This is a genomic window from Paenibacillus sp. ClWae2A (genome assembly GCF_032452295.1).
In the GTDB taxonomy this organism is placed as follows: domain Bacteria; phylum Bacillota; class Bacilli; order Paenibacillales; family Paenibacillaceae; genus Paenibacillus.
The window spans coordinates 253,032-270,672 of sequence record NZ_JAULSQ010000004.1; the positions used below are offsets into that span (position 1 = coordinate 253,032).

Here is a 17,641-nt window from a genome sequence, read left to right on the forward strand (position 1 = left end):
GGTTGCAGGAATTCAAATGGGAGTAAATTGGAAATTAGAGCGGAGAAAAGAGGCTGATCAAAGGGAAGTAGAGACGGCAAGTAACAAGGTGCAGCTTGTATGTATGTACGATATCGATAAGGTATCAAGAATGGATAAGTTAGTTTACTCCAGTAAAGGCGTACAAGGCGAGTATAATAATGGCGACAAAAGCGATGAGATAAAAGATGGCTATGCCGATCAGAAGGGTATACCCTGTAAAAGAACCCATGCGTGATAATATCTTTTTCATGATTACGACATCCTTTCTTACGTAGCAGCGTGTAGAGAGGTTCCCTATTTATATCATATCCCAAAAAAGACGACTTCCTGATTGAAGTCGTCTAATTTATATTACTAAATTTAATAGATATCATAATGGAAGCTAAGAATTACACGATAACAGTGATCGGAAAGTGGTACTGCAATCGGAGTTATAAAATGTAACTTCATTTCGCTTTCGTTATGTGATCAGTTTTAGCCCAACCGCTGCCACCAAAATCATCGCGATAAACAGGATCCGCTTCGCTTCTTTCCGTTCACCGAACAGGAACATGCCTGTTAACGTACTGCCTACCGTCCCGATCCCCGTCCATACCGCATACGCTGTGCCCATAGGAATGGACGTCATGGCGTAGGACAACAGCGAGAAGCTGAACACAAACGATACCAGCATCAGTACGATATAAGGCCAGCCTTTTCGAGTCGAAGCACCATTGATACCGATCACGCCAAAAATTTCACATATCCCGGCACCTACAATTGCCATCCAAGCCATTACGCTGCACCTCCTTGGGCTTCTTGCTGGTCGGTAACCAGTTTCAGCCCGATTACGCCGCAGAGCAGCAGTCCAATGAGCAATACTTTGGCCAAGCGGAACGGCTCACCAAACAGTACCATTTCCGTAAGGACGGTACCCGCCGTACCAATTCCCGTAAAGACGGCATACACCGTACCCACAGGCAGTCTTTTGGAAGCAGCAATGATTAGCCCAAAGCTGATCACGATGGCAATCCCCGTCAAAGTCCACTCCCAGGCATTGGAGGCATGTTTCAGCCCGCTTACCCAGACAATCTCAATAATTCCACCGATAAATACATATAACCAGTTGCGGTTCATGATGTTGAATCTCCTTCCGGCACAACGCTGTGTGCCTCTTCGTTCAGATGATGAATGCCATGCCAAAAGACAGGCCAGGATGCTTCCAATCGTCTCTTGTACCGACGTGAGCTTCCATAGATAATCTCCACGGTAATGCCGTCGAGAAACGTCATAAATGCAATGGCGGCTTGTTCCGCGGGAAGGGGCGGTATATCTTCATTACGCATTGCCCTTTGCAGCAGACGAGTCAGTGCACGTTCCATGCCATCGATAAACGGATATACCTGATCCATCACTTCGCCATACAGAGAAAGGGGTGGGTAAAAACAATTACGCAACATCAATCGAGCCGAAGCATGGGCATTGTATTCTTGTTCGAACCAGATCAACAAGCCTTTCAGCCTCTGCTCCAATGGCAGATCCGCATGATCACGGAAATATTCCAGTGTGTGCCGTTTTACCTCGTCAAAAGCAAAGGCCAGGGTGTGCAAAAACAAGTCGTCCTTGCAACTGAAATGCGCATATATGGACGGTTTTTTAATCCCGACTTCATCAGCAATAGCTCTCAGAGAAGCTCCCTCATAGCCATCTCTGGCAAAATGGAACAGGGCTGCATCCCGAATGGATTCAGCAGTCATCAGATCACCTTCCTAACGGTCGTTAGGTAATTATATTTTCACACTTCACATCGCCTGTCAATAAAAAATCTCCACCTGCACAATAGAGTTCAGGCGGAGATAACAGGTATAAATTTGGTTTCTGATCAAAAGGTCGTAAGACCCAGAATCAGCTGCAGCTTATATAGGATACCTTTCAAAAACGTAGTCTTCTCCTGAAATTCATCCAGGTTTAGCGTAAACTCGGCATCATCATTATTCCAAATACGCTCGAAATAATTCGCGATATCAAGTGTGAACTTATTGTCTGGAGGAGCAGCAACCCATAGATCATTCTCCAGATTGTAGTCATTCATGTTTCGAGGTGTGAAGTTGGTTGAACCCCCGAGGACAATATGATCACCGGTTGCTTTGGCAAGATAGATCATCTTGGTGTGGTACTGCTCCTTTGTGGTGTTATACCAGCGAATCTGAATTTTACCGTCGGATTTGTCATGCAATTCAGCAGCGACAGGACGGTTCGGAATGCCGATCTTTTCCTGACCAAAGGCATTTTCATTTGGATCAAGTACAAGCCGGATCTCGGTTCCTCGTTTTGCGGCTTCCAGCAGGGCTTCCAATACTTTCGGAGAGGCCACATAGAACATGCCCATCCATAAGGTGTCACCTTTGCCAGCCTGATTGATCTCCTGAAGTACAGCGTCATTCACTTTGCCTTCAGTTAAATAGCGAATTCGTAGGTCTCCCGTGTTTGAATCCGTGGAAGGCGCTGTGTAGGCAGGAACCTGGCCCCCGCCTGAGATGTCGAGAACAGCTTGCTCAGACTGAAGAATATCGCCAATGATTGGACCTGTTACTTCAAATGCAATATTTGAGTGGTAGGCACTCGCATCATGAATATTGCCAGAAGAGACAATCGCCTTCTTCTCACTAACAACAACTTTGCGATGATTGGCTTTCACATTAAGCAGCTTGAGATAGGATCGGACCGTTACATCCGGACCATCCGTGGCCATCAGGTTTTTGATCCAGCCATCCCCGGATTGGCCGAACCATTGGAAAAAGGTCCGCCAGACCGCAGAATATACCGGAGTTGAATCACGTAAAGGGTCCACGTCCGTGATGACCACATGAATGCCTGCTTGTTTCATTTGTTCCAGCAACGGATTGGGTGCTGAGTTATAGTTGGTATTTACTTCATCTGTAATGAACCAGATATCCATATCAGGATGCTGATTTTTTTTGGTGACCAGAGCTTCGGTGAATTCAGTACTCACGGGAGGAAAGTTCTGTCCCTTGTGCTGATAATTATTGAACAGGAACATATCCACCAGGACAAACTGCTCTGCTTCCTCCACAATCTGCATCATGCGCTGGAAGATCTGCTGTTCGTGCTGCATCTGTCCGTCGGAGGAAGGATATGTGAGGTCATGCAGGAAATCGACTTGATCCACACGATACTCCGGACTTTCGTAGGAAATGCCCGATGGTAATGGTTTGTAGGTCTGATAGAGCATGACGGCGATGAGCCATAGGACCAATAGGGCGATCCCTGTTCGTATGTATGAAAATTTGCCGCGTGAAGACTTGCGGTCTGATGTATGGCGGCGTAATGAGACCAACGGTGGACTCCCCCTTCTGTACTTGCTGACTTCTATTACCACACGGATGATAACGTTGACGCAGGACAACCCAGTAGAATAACGGATGTAGCGGTAAAATGCATATGGCAAAATTGGCAGGATGCAATCGACAGGTGTCTGAGCGTTGTGTATAATGAGTGTATTATTTTTGTAGAATGTTAGGGTTTTCATATGCCTGACAAGGACGGGGAACCAATGATATAACCTGTGAAATCTGGACATTCAGGAAAGAAAGTGGGTAATAAGGTGTATTCCATCAAACAAGTCGCAGCCATGCTCGGTATCCCGACGGTAACACTCCGGGCTTGGGAGAATCGGTATAGTGCGGTCACCCCTGAGCGGACGGAATCGGGTTATCGAATGTATACCGAAGAGAATGTTGCGGATCTGCGCTGGTTGAAAGAACAAGTTGAGCTGTATCAGACCAATATCTCGGAAGCGGTACGGATGTTAAAACGAAACAAATTAAACCCACCCGAGGCGGCTATGCCTACTCCGATCATGGCTCCGGTGCCTACGATGGAAGAAGCCTACGCACGTATGGCAGATCAGATCTATGACTCGCTCTACAACTTTCAGGGTGAACGTGCCAATGGTCTGATTGATTTTGGTTTCACCATGTATGGATATGACTCGATGTTCTATCATGTGCTGGTACCCATTCTGGTTCGGGTTGGAGATGCATGGGAGCAAGGCAGGGCTTCGGTGGCTCAGGAACACTTCATGACACAGCTGATATCACAGCGATTTTATCAGTTTTTCCATCTGTTCCCGATCTATCCGCATCTGCCCAAAGTTCTGGCGTTGTGTCCGGAAGGGGAGCACCATCAGGTTGGATTGCTGCTGTTCTCTCTCTTTATGCGTAAAAATGGAGCGGAAGTACTGTATCTCGGTGCGAATACGCCAGAAGAAGGTATCTTCCCGATTGTTCGGGAGCAAAAGATCAAGTTGGTCTGCCTTTCGATCACAAGTCCTGGGCTTCTTGAACGGTGTGATCAGCTTATAGAGCGGATTAAAAACGAGTTTCCAAATATTCGCTTCGTACTTGGTGGAAAGGGCTACGAGCGTGCAGAACATGCTCGTTACCCGCAATGGATTATGCCAGAGGATTCGGCGGATTGGCAGTCATGGATAGAACGTGAGTATCTCGCAGATCGACCACCTGGTGCGAGGTTTGGACAGGCAAATAATTAGACATAATCTCAAATGATATGAATAGGTTACTGTATACAGGACATCCTTTGACGAAGTGATCAAGGGATGTTTTTTGTGTTTTATATAAATTGAACTAAAGAATATTTACACTTGACACTCTGATGACAGAACAACCTTCCGATCGCTGTTATCCCCAGATTTTTTTGATTCCTTTATAAATGGTAAATCCGGGGATAAAGGCGAACGCTCCGCTTCTTCTGGTTTTTTCTTTCCTCTTCGTTTCGTATAAATGTTTAGTTCAATAAGTAGGTTGATATAGCATTTTGACCAGTGGGTCATTTTTTGGTTTACAAGGTCGTATAATATTTGTATTATATTTGTATAATGTTTTTGCTAGTTACCGCTTAAAGTGTTCTTGGGCGGTTTAATAATAGGTTAGGGGCTAGAGAACTATAGGAATTCCCTACATAGAAAGGTGAGTGGCATGATACCGAATCAACAACGCAAACGTGCAGCTGTCATTGGCGCAGGTCCAGGTGGACTTGCAGCAGCGATGTTATTGTCCGGTCAGGGGTACGAGGTAGATGTGTATGAGAAACAGCCAGTCATCGGGGGGCGTTCTGCCAGATTGGAACTGGGTGAATATCGATTCGACCGGGGTGCTACATTTTTGATGATGCCTCAGCTGATTGAAGAGATGTTCGACGTGGTGGGACGTAAGTTATCCGATTATGTGCATATGAAAGAGCTAACCCCACTGTACGCACTGAACTTTGGTGATAAGGTGTTCACGCCTTCTCGTAATCGGGAAGATACAGCTGCACAGATTAAGGAATTGTTTCCGGGCAATGAAGACAATTACCTTCGGTTCATGCAAGAAGAAGAAGTGAAATTTGGCAAAGTCATGCCTTTGCTCCGCCGTCCTTTTGGCAAGCTGACTGACTATTTGCGCAAAGATGCGGTAACAGCTCTACCCAAGCTTGATGTCCATAATACAGTCTATGGAATCTTGTCCCGCTATTTTACAGATGAGCGTCTACGCTGGGCATTTACATTCCAATCCAAATACCTTGGCATGTCTGCCTGGGATTGTCCGGGAACCTTTACCATACTATCGTTCATTGAGCACCACTACGGATTGTTCCACCCCATTGGCGGTGTGAATCGGATCTTCCAAGCCATGGCTGATGTCGTGGAAGAATACGGAGGACGCATACATACTTCTACTCCGGTAAAACAGGTCATTGTTCGCAATGGTCGGGCAGAAGGTGTGTTGCTCGAGAACGGTGAACGCATCGAAGCGGACCATGTGGTGGTGAACGCCGACTTTGCACATGCGGTTAACCATCTGTTCGAACCAGGCGTGCTTAAGAAATATACCCCGGAGAAAATGAAACGCAAAAAGTATTCCTGCTCTACAGCAATGCTGTATCTGGGCGTGGATGGTGATGTGGACCTGCCGCATCACTCGATCTATTTTCCCGAGGACTACCGGTTGAACGTTGATGAGATTACAAAGCACAAAATGTTATCAGCCGATCCATCTCTATATATTCATAACCCTTCCAGACTTGATTCGACGCTGGCACCGGAAGGGAAATCTGCTTTGTATGTTCTCATGCCTACGCCTAACCTTACCGCAGACATTGATTGGGAGGCAGAACGAGAGAATGTGCAAGAGGCCATGATGAAACGCATGGAAGGCATTCCTGAGCTGGCAGACATACGCAGCCGTATTGAAGAATGTATGCTGTTCACTCCACTTGATTGGGAGACTGAACTGGATGTGTACCGCGGAGCAACGTTTAATATGGCACATAACCTGGGTCAGATGATGTATCTGCGTCCCCATAACCAGTTTGAAGAGTTGAAAAGTGTATGGCTGGTAGGCGGCGGAACACATCCGGGCAGTGGGTTGCCCACGATTTTCGAATCGGCACGGATCAGTGTCAGACTGATTCAGGAAGAGGACGCACGCACAAGCTCCAAACCATCCTCTTATGTGAAGACGGTAGAAGCCGGAGGGCATTCATGAAGCGGGCCGCTATTGTAGGGGCAGGGATTGGCGGACTCACTTCGGCACTGTTATTGAACCGTCAGGGATGGGATGTCACCGTGTATGAACGGGGTTCCCGCGTTGGCGGACGTATTGGATATGAGCAGGAAGGGGAATACCGGATCGATCAGGGGCCAACCATCGTGCTGCTGCCGGAGATGTTACTTGGCATACTGGAAGAAGCAGGCGTAGATCGTTCGAAGATTGAGTTACTTCGCTGTGATCCGTTATACAGAGTGCACTACCACAGTGGTCGTGTCATGACCAAGATGACCTCACGTGAAGAGCAGACGGCGGAGATAGAGCGTTTGTTCCCGGGAGAGAGCCGAGGATTCACACGGTTCATGAAAGATATGGACACGTTGTTTCCGGCAGGCCGGGCAGCGTTTCTGGAAAGGGCTTTTCCGCGCAAAAGGGATTTCTTCACCCCTTCGCTCATGTCCCTCATGGGCAGATTGCGTGCACACAAAAGTGTTCGGAAAGCGGTAGGCGATTATTTTGAGCACGAGGAATTGCTCGACGCATACTCACTGCAAAGTCTATACATCGGTGGATCACCGTTTGGGACGCCGGGTATCTATTCCCTTTTACCTTACGCAGAGCATGAATATGGCATCTGGATGGTCAAAGGTGGATATGCAGCATTGCCGGCTATTCTGGAACAGGAACTGATATCACGTGGTGGACGTGTCGTGCTGAATTCGGAAGTTACCGGGCTCAAGATTAAAAATGGTGTATGTGAAGGTATAGAAACGGCAGCAGGCGCAGAAAATGTGGATGCAGTTATCTACAATGGTGATTTCCCCCATCTATCAGGTTTGCTTGGACAATCACCAGAGGTATCGCGGAAAAGAAAACCGTATCGTCCCTCTTCCGGATGTGTATTGCTCTATGTGGGCGTGGACAAAACCTGGGAAGATGCAACGACACACCAGTTCTTCCTGCCACCGAGTCTTGAAGGCAGTTTGCAGGAAGTGTTCAATCAGCGACGCATTCCGGCAAAGTCCTCATTTTACGTATTTAATCCGGTCGCATTGGATGAAACTGCAGCGCCTCAAGGACAGAGTGTATTGTATTTCCTCATTCCCGTACCAGATGCCGAAGGTGTCGACTGGGATCAGGAGAGTGAAGCATTGGCAGAACGTGTACTGGAAGAAGCGGAGCAACGAGGGTTCCCGGGACTTCGTGCAGCGATCAAGTGGAAAAAGGTACGTACACCCGCTGACGCAGAGCGAGACGGGCTCTATGGGGGCGGAAGCTTTGGCATTGCGCCAGTGTTGTTCCAGTCCGGTGTATACCGACCACAACCCAAACCATTTCCCAATATACAGGGATTATATGCCGCAGGAGCATCTGTACATCCAGGTGGCGGAGTGCCGATCGTAATGCAGAGTGCACGTATGGCCGTCAATCAACTCATGAAGGAGATGGGAACATGAATGAAGCGATTTTGAGCAGGTGTGAAGAGTTGATGCAAAAGGGTTCTTCCTCTTTTTATCAGGCCTTTAGAGGGCTGCCTAGTCCACGTCGGGAAGCGGTATATGTCATTTATGCCTTCTGCCGCATGATTGATGACAGTGTAGACGAGCCGGAACACTCGCCTTATACGATTCACGAGATCCATGATTTGTTTGATCGGCTAGACGATGCGGAAGGACACTTTATCTGGCCCGCACTGAGATGGTTGTTCAGCAGTTTCCCTCATCTGGATAAGGGACCATTCTTCCGACAGATGGAAGGGCAGCTCACAGATCTTAAAGTAACGCATTATACAACGATGCAGGAACTGGAGCATTATTGTTATCTGGTAGCCGGAACCGTAGGCGAGATGTTGTTGCCTGTATTGAGAGATGATAATGGCGCAGAAGTAGCCATGAACGGGATTGCTTTGGGTAAAGGGATGCAGATCGTTAATATTATTCGGGATGTTGGTGAGGATCGGGCCAGAGTGCGTCGGTATGTTCCGCTGGAGATCATGGAGAAGCATGGTTACACCGAACAGGACTTTGAAGACGGGGTCGTGGACGAACGTTTTATTGCCATTGTTCATGAATTAAAAGCTGCAGCATTGAACTGGTTCCGTATTGGCATGGATCGTCTGGATACGTATCCGACGGAAAGTGCGTTTTCCATCGAGCTGGCAGCAGCCTTTTACTCCACCATTCTACACGCGGTTGAACGCAACGATTATGACGTATATACCAAACGGGCATATGTTAGCGATGAATTGAAACTGGAGATGCTGGGTGCAATTGTAAAACGTTACCCGATGCTGGCCTATCAAGCCTCCCGAACGGCGGTATCCTGATGATCCAGTGGCTTTACTGGGCGTGGTATGTCATTGGAGCAACCTTGATGCTAACGATCGGTGTGCCGGACGTATTGTCCTTTTCGAATGGTTTATTTCTAATCTTCTATGCATTGTATGTGCTGGATCTGATCTATCAAGGGCGTAATCGGACAGGCCTGTCCGACCAGTCAGTCATCTGGCTGAAACCAGGACTCTGGATATCCTCTGTGATCATCTGGCTTGGAGGTATGGGCGTAGAGTGGGTAGGAGTGCATACGCATTGGCCCTTTGGTGAGTATGCTTACTCAGACTTCTTCGGGATTCATCTGTTCAGTGTGCCGGTTACGCTGGGTTTCGCCTGGATCGCAGTGGTGGGTAACTCGGCGCTGTTAAGTGGCGGTGGTTCAACCTGGACTGGCAAATTGCTTCGAGCAGTGAAGACCGGGTTCTGGGCGATTGTTCTTGATCTGGTACTCGACCCTGTTGCGCATGCGAGAGGATTCTGGGAGTGGCAAGCTCCTGGTGGATTTTACGGTGTTCCGTGGACCAATTACATAAGCTGGTTTATCATGGGTGCATTCCTGTCCCTCTTCCTTCCGGCCATGCCTAATGACCGTAGCTCATTGCTGCGTGCAAAATGGTTGTATCAGCTGTTTATTCTTCTGTTCGGCCTGCTTGCTCTAAAGGAAGGAATTACGGGCAGCTTTATCATCGCCATTGCTGGGGTGCTTCTTGCCGAAGGGAGCTGGCTCTATGATTCGCGCCGTAAAATCAAAACCGTTTAATTATATTTTTGCCTTATACAATCACTATTATCTGCTACGTCGGCGCTTCCGCTCCTTCACACTCACAGGGTCACTGGACCCGCAGGTGGACATCAGGGACAACTCCCCGATTGATCCGACTCGTCCGGTGATCTACTTCATGAACCACAGCTCCTGGTGGGATGGTCTGCTGCTCTATCATGCGGCCAGGCAGACATCGCGGGGTGATCATTATGTGATGATGGAGGAGCAGCAGCTTCAGCAATATACTTTTTTTCGAAAATTGGGTGCGTATTCGATCAATAAGGAGAGTGCATCCGGTATTCGGACCTCTCTACAGTACACCAGTGAACTGCTGGATTCGGGCAAAAGGGTCTGGATTTTTCCGCAAGGAGAAATTCTGCATCAGGAGGCTAGACCGATTCAATTCCGTCCAGGCATCGGATTGTTGCTTCGTCGCTCTCCGAATGCCATCGCCGTACCGGTAACCTTGTGCCATGGGATGGTTCAGCATGATTTACCGGAAATATCGATGCAGGCGGGCTCTCCTGTGGTAGAAGACTGGAAGGTGTGGAAGAGTGAAGAGATTGCCTCCAGACTCGGCAGTTTGTTGGAAAAGCAACTAGACGATCATAGATCAGAGCTTATACGGATGGGGCAGGGAAGTTTGCCAGATGCGCTTCCGCTGATTCGTCATGTACGTTCGACAAGTGAAAAATACGATGCGGCACGAAAGCGGGTGAACCGTTAGGATGAATGCATCTGAAGTCTTCTGGATTGTGCTTACATTCATATTGGGCATACAGTTGCTGTTCGCTCTATGGAATGTCTCCTGTCTACCGAAAGTGCGTTCATTCCGGGCAGACAAGATACAACCACCAGACCTTCTGGTCTCGGTACTGATTCCAGCCAGAAATGAAAGACTACATATCGAAGGATGTCTGGAAAGTGTGCTTGCGAGCGATACAATGGGATTCCGGATGGAAGTATTGGTGCTGGATGATCGCTCCGAAGATGAGACAGCGGCCATGGTACAAGCGATTGTGGATCGCGATGCACGTGTGCGTCTACTGCATGGTGTTGATCTTCCCGAGGGCTGGATGGGGAAATCCCATGCGTGTCACAGGCTGGTTCAGGAGGCCAAGGGAGAATGGTTTATGTTCGTGGATGCGGATGTGCGTCTGGAGCCAAGTGCCATTCGGCAGACTCTTGCGGCAGGGTGTGAGCAGAGCGGGGGTCTGGTAACCGGTTTTCCTTATCAGGTAACGAAGACGTGGATGGAAAAGCTTGTTGTACCGATGATGGTCTTCACCATCATCAGTCATCTGCCCATTTTTATGATACGCAGATCTTCCAGTCCGATGTTTGTGGCCGCTACGGGGGCTTTTTTGCTGATTCATCGCTCCAGTTACGAAGCATCCGGCGGTCATGCTGCCATTCAGGCACATCTGGTGGATGACATGAGTCTCGCCAAAGCGGTCAAGCGTGCAGGTCATCCCGTGATGCTGACAGACGTGCATGACGTAACAAATACCCGGATGTATCAGAACGGGGCAGAAGTATGGAACGGATATAAGAAAAATATGTACGAAGGTATGGGACGCAAAGACGTACTGCTGCTTGGCACGATGTTAATGTATACGCTGATGTATATTGTGCCCCCGCTGGGCTTGATTATTGGACTCTTGATGGGCAGTTCGATGTCCTTTGTGTATGGATTGTTAGGAACATTACTAGGTATGGCTGTGAAAAGAGTAGCGGATCATGCTGGCGGACAACCGTGGTGGCTTGCCCTTCTGCAACCGGTCAGCATGGCCTGTGTCATTGCCATCGGACTTGCTTCCTGGCAGGCAGGCCGCTCCGGCAAGGGGTATGTATGGAAAGGTAGGCGGTACAGTTGAGAGGTAACGTCATTATAATCGGTGCAGGATTCGGAGGTCTGTCGTGTGCGATCCGACTGGCTTCTCAAGGTGTGCAGGTAACCATTCTGGAACGGCAGGAACACGTAGGTGGCAAGCTGCAGCAGATTGAGCGGGACGGGTATCATTTTGACCGGGGACCGAGCACGATCACGATGCCGTCCACCTTTCGTTCCGTCTTCGACCATGCGAGTGTAGCAATGGAAGATTACGTACAGCTATATGAGTTAGAGCCGCGCACACGTAATGTATTCGCAGATGGCACAGTGGTAGATCTGTCAGGCAATCGCGGGTGGATGAAGGAGCAGATCGCAGCGTACAGTCCGGAGGATGCGGCTCGTTATAATGCATTTATGGATGAGTCTGCTGCACTGTATGCGGAAGCCAATCGTCACTTTCTGGGTAAGTTGCTGCTGTCTCCTTCTGACAAATACAATCTTCAGATGCTCCGCAGCCTGCTCCGTGTGCGGCCAACAGTGAAGCTGGATAAGCTGCTGCGTTCGTATTTCCAACATCCGCATACGCTGGCTATGTTCGGGCGGTACGCGACCTATGTGGGATCATCGCCGTATCAGTCGCCTTCCATCTTTGCCATGATGGGTCATGTGGAAGCAGAAGTGGGCATCTATGGAGTCAAAGGTGGAACGTATCAACTGATCGAAGGAATGACTCGGCTGGCACAGGAAAAAGGCGTACAAATTATTACAGGCACAGAAGTCCGGCAGATTGTTGTCCGAGATGGTAAAGTGGCTGGCGTGGATACGGATCAAGGCTTCCGGGAAGCCGACCAGGTGGTTGCCAATGGCGATGTGCTTAGCGTGAATCGACTGCTGCTCGCACCGGAACATCGGAAAGAGATGAGCGATGCCCGCATACAGAAGTATGAGCCATCAATCTCGGGATTTGTGACGTTGGCGGGAGTGCGAAGACAATATGATGCATTGTTGCACCATACTGTGTTCTTCCCGGAACGTTATGAACCGGAGTTCGACCATATTTTCCGTGAACGTAAAATGCCTGCTGATCCCACAATCTACATCTGTTATTCCGGTTATTCGGAAGCAGGCATGGCCCCGGCGGGAGCCAGTAACCTGTTCATTCTGGTTAATGCCCCGTACTTGTCGGATTCATGGAATTGGGAGGAACAAACGGAACGTTACGGTGCGTTTGTGCTGGAACAATTGGCGGCGAGGGGAATTACCGGGTTGAACCAATCCGAAGTGCTGATCCGGTACACGCCACGAGATATCGAACGGGATACTTTGGCGCATCAAGGATCGATCTATGGCATTTCATCCAACTCGGTGAAGCAGACCTTCATGCGACCGGGAAACCGAAGCAAAGATGTACAAGGACTCTGGTACGTCGGCGGAACGACACATCCAGGCGGCGGAACCCCCATTGTGACGTTGTCCGGACAGCTTGTTGGTGAGCAGTTGGCATCGGAAATCTTGAGATAGTTCGTTGTGCAGATGATGGAGTGGAAGTGCATTCTGTTGATCCACACCTATGTGCGTCGTCCGTGCTAATTAACTTTGAAGATGCGATGGATGATCCCTGCTTTTGAGTAAGCATAAGATAGTGGTGCTCCGAGATTTAAGTGAGACATTTGGTGTCGGGGCATCCTTTCCATAGCTGGATTGGAACGTTATACTGGATAGAGTTATGCTGCAATGCTTATTAGATGAATGTTTTTGTCTTTTGCATAAGACATATATACATAGAAGCTAGGAAGAGGCAGGTTATCCTGTCGATCCGCACGATTCTCACATAGGAGGTCTCATCATGAATGAACAAGAGCGAGCCGGCGAACGGCTGCTTCCCGAAGTGGCTACGGGAGAACGGAAGCTGGAACACGTGCGCCTCTGTCTTGAGGAGAATGTGGCAGGAGAAGGGGTAACCAGCGGTATGGAGCGGTTTGCGTTTCGCCATCACCCACTGCCGGAACTGGATTTTGAAGAGGTGCATCTGGAGACTTCGTTTATTGGCAAAAAAGTACGCACACCCTTGCTCATCAGTTCGATGACGGGTGGAAGCAAAACAACGGGCGCCATCAATGAGCGCCTCGCCCGAGTAGCGAACGCCAGAGGCTGGGCGCTCGGCGTAGGTTCGATCCGGGCTGCCGTGGAACAGCCGGAACTCGCGAGTACCTTCGATGTGCGGCGCTGGGCACCGGACATCCCGGTCATTGCCAACCTGGGCGCCGTGCAGCTGAACTATGGTTTCACAACAGCTGATTTCCAGCGCGCCGTAGATATTGCGGGTGCGGACATGCTCGTGCTTCATCTAAACACATTGCAGGAAGTTTTCCAGCCGGAAGGCAACACCAACTTCGCCGGATTATTTCAACGGATTGAGAACTTGTGTCGTGAGCTGGACGTGCCTGTTGGCGTAAAAGAAGTAGGTTTTGGCATTGATGGTGTGACAGCTCAACGCCTATATGAAGCTGGTGTCGCGTTTATCGATGTAGCCGGAGCAGGGGGCACAAGCTGGGTACAGGTGGAGAAGTACCGCAACAATAACCCGGTACGCCGGGCAGCTGCTGAAGCTTTTGCTGACTGGGGCATTCCCACAGCGGAGTGTATTCAGGAAGTACGAGCGCTGAATCCTACTGGTGCCCTGATTGGCAGCGGTGGACTGCACACTGGCGTGGATGCGGCCAAAGCCCTCGCGCTCGGTGCCGACCTGGCAGGTTTTGGCCGATCTCTGCTCGAATCCGCAGTCGCTTCCGATGATGCACTGAATGAGCGGTTGGAACAGGTCGAATTCGAGCTGCGTACCGTGATGTTTGGCATTGGCGCAGGGCGGATTGAGGATTTGAAACAGACGGAGCGGCTGGTGGAACGGCGGCAGGTAAAGTTTTGAATTATGAAAAGATCTAATGTCCTGTCTTATATAAGGAACAATTTATTCCCGTTGTGCACATGCTTGAATTAATAGCTATTATCATAATCAGGTTGCGCATTAAAAAACACACTCCCTTTGGAGTGTGTTTTTTAATGCGCAACCCATTTTTTTAGAAATTGATGAAGTAACTTTTTTCGTGCTCGCGCCAACTTCTGACTTATGGCTTGCTCGGAATGACCCAGCAGTCTTGCGATCTCTTTATAAGACATTTCTTCAATATAAAAAAGGGTGATGATGGTTTGATAGTCCTGTTTTAACTCTGCAATGGCATTTCGTAGGGCTTCGTCTCGCAGCTTTTCTTCGACTTCAAGATCAACACTAATTTGTTGTACTGCAAGCGTCTTATTATCTTCAATTAAGGAATCTATGTCTGTTGACTGACGGTCCATTTTTGTTTTTCTTAAGTAATCCAGAGCACTATTACGAGTAACTTGTCTTAACCAGGCTTTGGAGTTATCAATTTTATACTTATTGACATTGGAAATGACTCTCAGAAAGCTTACTTGAATGATATCCTCCGTTAAAACATGGTCTCCGCCTAACAAATATGTAATATCTTGATGCACCAAATTATAAAATGAACGATAGACTGATTTTTGTAACGGAGGGGGAAGGTCGTAATAACTTTGGTGGAAAAGATAATTCAAATCCAAGATACCCAATCCTTTCTTACATATTTTAGTTAATGAAAGAAAACAAAGGTCATTCTTAATGTTATAGCATATTTAAGGATAATATAAGCTAATTGATTCAGTAAATACATAATTATGGAATTTTTTTGATAAAAAACGTTAGGTGAGGAGATAAACTGGAGTCTCTATATTAGTAACAACATTGAGATTAGCTTTATTGAGAGGAGGACGAACTTTCATTACACGAATTAACTGTTTTTTTACGGTAGAGATTTTTTTTGAAATATCAATAATGGAGGAGTGATTTTAACATGAATAAGAAGAAGTTACTGTTAATTGGATCTTCTGCTTGTCTCGCGCTATTCTTATCCGTTGGTGTTGCTGGTGCGAATTTAGGAAATATCTTACAGAAGCACTTAGTGGAGGATGAGGCGGTTCTGCAAAATAATATCAATAATATGAGTAATGAACAATTAATTGATGAAATTGATAACTTGGCTACTACAGTCGGTCAACCTTCAACACTGGCTAAGAACAATAGTGTTGGTCAAAATGAGATTAATACCCTCATTCCTTTTGTATCGGCGCTTTTCGAAAGAAAAGATCAGTTGAAAGATGAAGATATTCTTAAGATCGTTGCCGATAATACAAAGACAGTCATTACACGTGAAGCGCTAGTGGATCTGTATGTGCTTAAACATGAACAAAATAAAGATGGTGGGGAACTAAAACAAATTCTTCTTCAAGATGGTATTGATGCACAAGTGAAATCGAGAATTGTTGCTACAGCTGATTTCACTTTAGATGATGTGGGATTATTAAAAGAAATTATTCATGAAGACGATGATATTCTTGCATTTAATGGTTTGAAACGTTTAAGTAATATCAATGTAAGCGAGGCTTATGGAATTTCAGAGAGCATCTTGTCTAATATTGAAGAGCAATCTCCAAATAAAATTTCTGCTGCGTTAAGAGCTACAGCAAAGTATCTTAAAAATGAAAGTCAGTCTACCTTTCAAAAAAATACAGTGGATCTAGAAGCTGATTTCATTGACACCAGTTTTAAAATTATAAAATCCAGCAATGATGAAGTTCTTAAAGATTCTGCAATTTTCGCCATTTCCGAGATCGGAAGTCAAAAGGCTATTACACAGATTATCGAAAGCGATTTAGTCGAACAGGAACTTAAAGCTTTTGCGGTCGATCAGAACTTTATCACTCTAAAAGAGATACTTACAGGGAATCCAACAGATGATGAAATTAGAATCGTAGTCTCTGCTTTAGAAATATTACCGATTGTGGACTTGGTTGAACCACTTAGTGAAGTAATATCAAGTATTAGTGATCCAGATTTGAAGAAGCGGAGCGAAGAGGTCATCATTGTGGCTCAAAAGGAAGGCATTAACGGAAATTATAAATGGGCTGAATGAAAATATATGAAAGAGAGGCTGATTATTAAATGAAAACAATTAGCAGGAAGTTATCTCTAATTCTATTTGCTATCGTATTCTTAGGAACTTCATATACTGGAGGTGGAACAGCTGATGCAGCTACTGGAAATCAAGGGTACGCTGCATATAGAGACGGAGTGTTTTTTGGATTTGACTGGCATGCAGGATTATGGGATGAACCTTCAACAAGCTATGGACTTCCTATTCTTCATGCTCCAGGAACAGGTGGTGAAGTGAGATGGGACTCATGGTCTAACTTCATTGATGGTAATACGTTTAAAGGGACCTATCGACCTAATACAGCTCCTTCTTCAGCTCAGAGAGATTTGTTTGTTGCTATGGGCAGAAATCTGCGTACACAAAATATTTCTTATAACTTGGCTTACCAGGTATATTATAGTACTGGTAGTGCAAGTACGTATGTTAAGTATGATGAAGTGAGTTCTATGCGGTGTGATGGTGTTATTGAATATATTTATGAATGGTACAGTTTTAGAGTATTTGGAAATGATACTCAATGGGATGTCACTAAAAATGATTTTTGGATCAGGGACCAGCACAGTGGAACTCTGATCACTCCCAAAAAACAAGTGAACTACCTGACAGCGATATAATGGGGAAATATAAACATTTACTTCTAATGCTTCTGATCGTTGTTCCTTTCACTATTATTAATTTTAGTTCATATTTGAAAGGGCATACTCCGAGTATCTTTCAAGCAATAGCATCGATACTCTTTATCCTTTTATGGTTTGTTTATGGCATAATGCAAAGTGACAAATACAAAGAATATGCGTTGCTCTCTACTCTGTTTTGGTTAGCAGGTGTAATTTTACTTACTATAGGATATTTTGCGAATTCGGCAATTATATTTATTCCTGCGACTATTATTTGGGCAGGCCCGGTTTACGGAATAAGGTATTTCTTAGAGCTACCAGCTAATCTTGTTTTTGCCTTAGTGAGTATTGTGATAGTTTATGTGAGTAGTATTGTGGGTGTTTTATTGGGGAAACTTTTAAAAAAAGGTCCGTAACCTTTGGGGAGAAATGATATCTTATACATCTAAAACACCAAAAGTAGCTTCCGAA

At 46.7% G+C, this 17,641-nt stretch carries 18 protein-coding genes; 12 read left to right on the forward strand and 6 right to left on the reverse strand.

Translation table 11 applies throughout. The features are described from left to right. Positions 1 to 139 precede the first annotated feature (139 nt). The 5 genes from QVE09_RS15740 to QVE09_RS15760 form a co-directional block, all read right to left on the reverse strand. Positions 140 to 271 (reverse strand): hypothetical protein, encoded by a 132-nt coding sequence (locus QVE09_RS15740; RefSeq protein ID WP_315937546.1) that lies wholly within the window; start codon positions 269 to 271, stop codon positions 140 to 142. A gap of 210 nt (positions 272 to 481) precedes the next feature. Beyond that, positions 482 to 796, reverse strand: a complete 315-nt coding sequence (locus QVE09_RS15745; protein ID WP_062836933.1) for a DMT family transporter — start codon at positions 794 to 796, stop codon at positions 482 to 484. After that, entirely contained in the window at positions 796 to 1,137 is a 342-nt protein-coding gene (locus QVE09_RS15750) for a DMT family transporter (protein ID WP_091036235.1), read from the reverse strand. Before QVE09_RS15750 ends, QVE09_RS15745 begins: the two co-directional genes overlap by 1 nt. Continuing rightward, positions 1,134 to 1,757, reverse strand: coding sequence for a TetR/AcrR family transcriptional regulator (locus QVE09_RS15755; RefSeq protein ID WP_315937547.1), 624 nt, complete (start codon positions 1,755 to 1,757; stop codon positions 1,134 to 1,136). Before QVE09_RS15755 ends, QVE09_RS15750 begins: the two co-directional genes overlap by 4 nt. Positions 1,758 to 1,882: 125 nt before the next feature. After that, positions 1,883 to 3,358 (reverse strand): phospholipase D family protein, encoded by a 1,476-nt coding sequence (locus QVE09_RS15760; protein WP_315937548.1) that lies wholly within the window; start codon positions 3,356 to 3,358, stop codon positions 1,883 to 1,885. A 267-nt stretch (positions 3,359 to 3,625) separates the two neighbouring features. Here QVE09_RS15760 and QVE09_RS15765 point away from each other — a divergent pair, with 267 nt between their 5' ends. The 9 genes from QVE09_RS15765 (at position 3,626) to fni (ending at position 14,428) form a co-directional block, all read left to right on the forward strand. Beyond that, the gene (locus tag QVE09_RS15765) at positions 3,626 to 4,573 is read left to right on the forward strand and encodes a MerR family transcriptional regulator (protein WP_315937549.1); all 948 of its coding nucleotides are present in this window, start codon (positions 3,626 to 3,628) and stop codon (positions 4,571 to 4,573) included. 445 nt (positions 4,574 to 5,018) lie between these two features. Beyond that, positions 5,019 to 6,569: a phytoene desaturase family protein gene (locus QVE09_RS15770; protein ID WP_315937550.1), complete on the forward strand. Its 1,551-nt coding sequence runs from the start codon at positions 5,019 to 5,021 to the stop codon at positions 6,567 to 6,569. Next, positions 6,566 to 8,029, forward strand: a complete 1,464-nt coding sequence (locus QVE09_RS15775) for a phytoene desaturase family protein (RefSeq protein WP_315937551.1) — start codon at positions 6,566 to 6,568, stop codon at positions 8,027 to 8,029. Before QVE09_RS15770 ends, QVE09_RS15775 begins: the two co-directional genes overlap by 4 nt. Next, positions 8,026 to 8,898: a phytoene/squalene synthase family protein gene (locus QVE09_RS15780; protein ID WP_127549019.1), complete on the forward strand. Its 873-nt coding sequence runs from the start codon at positions 8,026 to 8,028 to the stop codon at positions 8,896 to 8,898. Before QVE09_RS15775 ends, QVE09_RS15780 begins: the two co-directional genes overlap by 4 nt. Continuing rightward, positions 8,898 to 9,665 (forward strand): carotenoid biosynthesis protein, encoded by a 768-nt coding sequence (locus QVE09_RS15785; protein WP_047840715.1) that lies wholly within the window; start codon positions 8,898 to 8,900, stop codon positions 9,663 to 9,665. The genes QVE09_RS15780 and QVE09_RS15785 overlap by 1 nt, the downstream gene beginning before the upstream one ends. Next, complete coding sequence (locus QVE09_RS15790) at positions 9,634 to 10,395, forward strand: lysophospholipid acyltransferase family protein (protein WP_315937552.1); 762 nt, start codon at positions 9,634 to 9,636, stop codon at positions 10,393 to 10,395. Before QVE09_RS15785 ends, QVE09_RS15790 begins: the two co-directional genes overlap by 32 nt. A gap of 1 nt (position 10,396) precedes the next feature. After that, on the forward strand, positions 10,397 to 11,545 hold the full coding sequence (locus QVE09_RS15795) for a glycosyltransferase family 2 protein (protein WP_315937553.1): 1,149 nt from the start codon (positions 10,397 to 10,399) through the stop codon (positions 11,543 to 11,545). Further along, positions 11,542 to 13,023 carry a phytoene desaturase family protein gene (locus QVE09_RS15800; protein ID WP_315937554.1) on the forward strand — a complete coding sequence of 494 codons (1,482 nt, stop codon included), beginning with the start codon at positions 11,542 to 11,544 and terminating at the stop codon, positions 13,021 to 13,023. The genes QVE09_RS15795 and QVE09_RS15800 overlap by 4 nt, the downstream gene beginning before the upstream one ends. Positions 13,024 to 13,348: 325 nt before the next feature. Next, a complete protein-coding gene (fni, locus tag QVE09_RS15805) occupies positions 13,349 to 14,428 on the forward strand; it encodes a type 2 isopentenyl-diphosphate Delta-isomerase (RefSeq protein WP_315937555.1) in 1,080 nt (359 codons plus the stop codon). Between the two features lie 131 nt (positions 14,429 to 14,559). Here the strand turns inward: fni and QVE09_RS15810 are convergent, their stop codons facing one another. Then, positions 14,560 to 15,123 carry an RNA polymerase sigma factor gene (locus QVE09_RS15810; RefSeq protein ID WP_315937556.1) on the reverse strand — a complete coding sequence of 188 codons (564 nt, stop codon included), beginning with the start codon at positions 15,121 to 15,123 and terminating at the stop codon, positions 14,560 to 14,562. 290 nt (positions 15,124 to 15,413) lie between these two features. Here QVE09_RS15810 and QVE09_RS15815 point away from each other — a divergent pair, with 290 nt between their 5' ends. The 3 genes from QVE09_RS15815 to QVE09_RS15825 are packed head-to-tail and all read left to right on the forward strand — an operon-like array spanning position 15,414 to position 17,586. Continuing rightward, positions 15,414 to 16,532 (forward strand): hypothetical protein, encoded by a 1,119-nt coding sequence (locus tag QVE09_RS15815; RefSeq protein WP_315937557.1) that lies wholly within the window; start codon positions 15,414 to 15,416, stop codon positions 16,530 to 16,532. Positions 16,533 to 16,561: 29 nt separating this feature from the next. Beyond that, positions 16,562 to 17,167, forward strand: a complete 606-nt coding sequence (locus tag QVE09_RS15820) for a hypothetical protein (RefSeq protein WP_315937558.1) — start codon at positions 16,562 to 16,564, stop codon at positions 17,165 to 17,167. Then, positions 17,167 to 17,586, forward strand: coding sequence for a hypothetical protein (locus QVE09_RS15825; RefSeq protein WP_315937559.1), 420 nt, complete (start codon positions 17,167 to 17,169; stop codon positions 17,584 to 17,586). Before QVE09_RS15820 ends, QVE09_RS15825 begins: the two co-directional genes overlap by 1 nt. Positions 17,587 to 17,641: the final 55 nt, after the last annotated feature.

Coding starts and splice junctions, on each gene's coding strand:
- QVE09_RS15740 (WP_315937546.1), bottom strand. CDS start 271: ATGAAAAAGATATTATCACGCATGGGTTCTTTTACAGGGTATACCCTT.
- QVE09_RS15745 (WP_062836933.1), bottom strand. CDS start 796: ATGGCTTGGATGGCAATTGTAGGTGCCGGGATATGTGAAATTTTTGGC.
- QVE09_RS15750 (WP_091036235.1), bottom strand. CDS start 1,137: ATGAACCGCAACTGGTTATATGTATTTATCGGTGGAATTATTGAGATT.
- QVE09_RS15755 (WP_315937547.1), bottom strand. CDS start 1,757: ATGACTGCTGAATCCATTCGGGATGCAGCCCTGTTCCATTTTGCCAGA.
- QVE09_RS15770 (WP_315937550.1), top strand. CDS start 5,019: ATGATACCGAATCAACAACGCAAACGTGCAGCTGTCATTGGCGCAGGT.
- QVE09_RS15775 (WP_315937551.1), top strand. CDS start 6,566: ATGAAGCGGGCCGCTATTGTAGGGGCAGGGATTGGCGGACTCACTTCG.
- QVE09_RS15780 (WP_127549019.1), top strand. CDS start 8,026: ATGAATGAAGCGATTTTGAGCAGGTGTGAAGAGTTGATGCAAAAGGGT.
- QVE09_RS15785 (WP_047840715.1), top strand. CDS start 8,898: ATGATCCAGTGGCTTTACTGGGCGTGGTATGTCATTGGAGCAACCTTG.
- QVE09_RS15790 (WP_315937552.1), top strand. CDS start 9,634: ATGATTCGCGCCGTAAAATCAAAACCGTTTAATTATATTTTTGCCTTA.
- QVE09_RS15795 (WP_315937553.1), top strand. CDS start 10,397: ATGAATGCATCTGAAGTCTTCTGGATTGTGCTTACATTCATATTGGGC.
- fni (WP_315937555.1), top strand. CDS start 13,349: ATGAATGAACAAGAGCGAGCCGGCGAACGGCTGCTTCCCGAAGTGGCT.
- QVE09_RS15815 (WP_315937557.1), top strand. CDS start 15,414: ATGAATAAGAAGAAGTTACTGTTAATTGGATCTTCTGCTTGTCTCGCG.
- QVE09_RS15820 (WP_315937558.1), top strand. CDS start 16,562: ATGAAAACAATTAGCAGGAAGTTATCTCTAATTCTATTTGCTATCGTA.
- QVE09_RS15825 (WP_315937559.1), top strand. CDS start 17,167: ATGGGGAAATATAAACATTTACTTCTAATGCTTCTGATCGTTGTTCCT.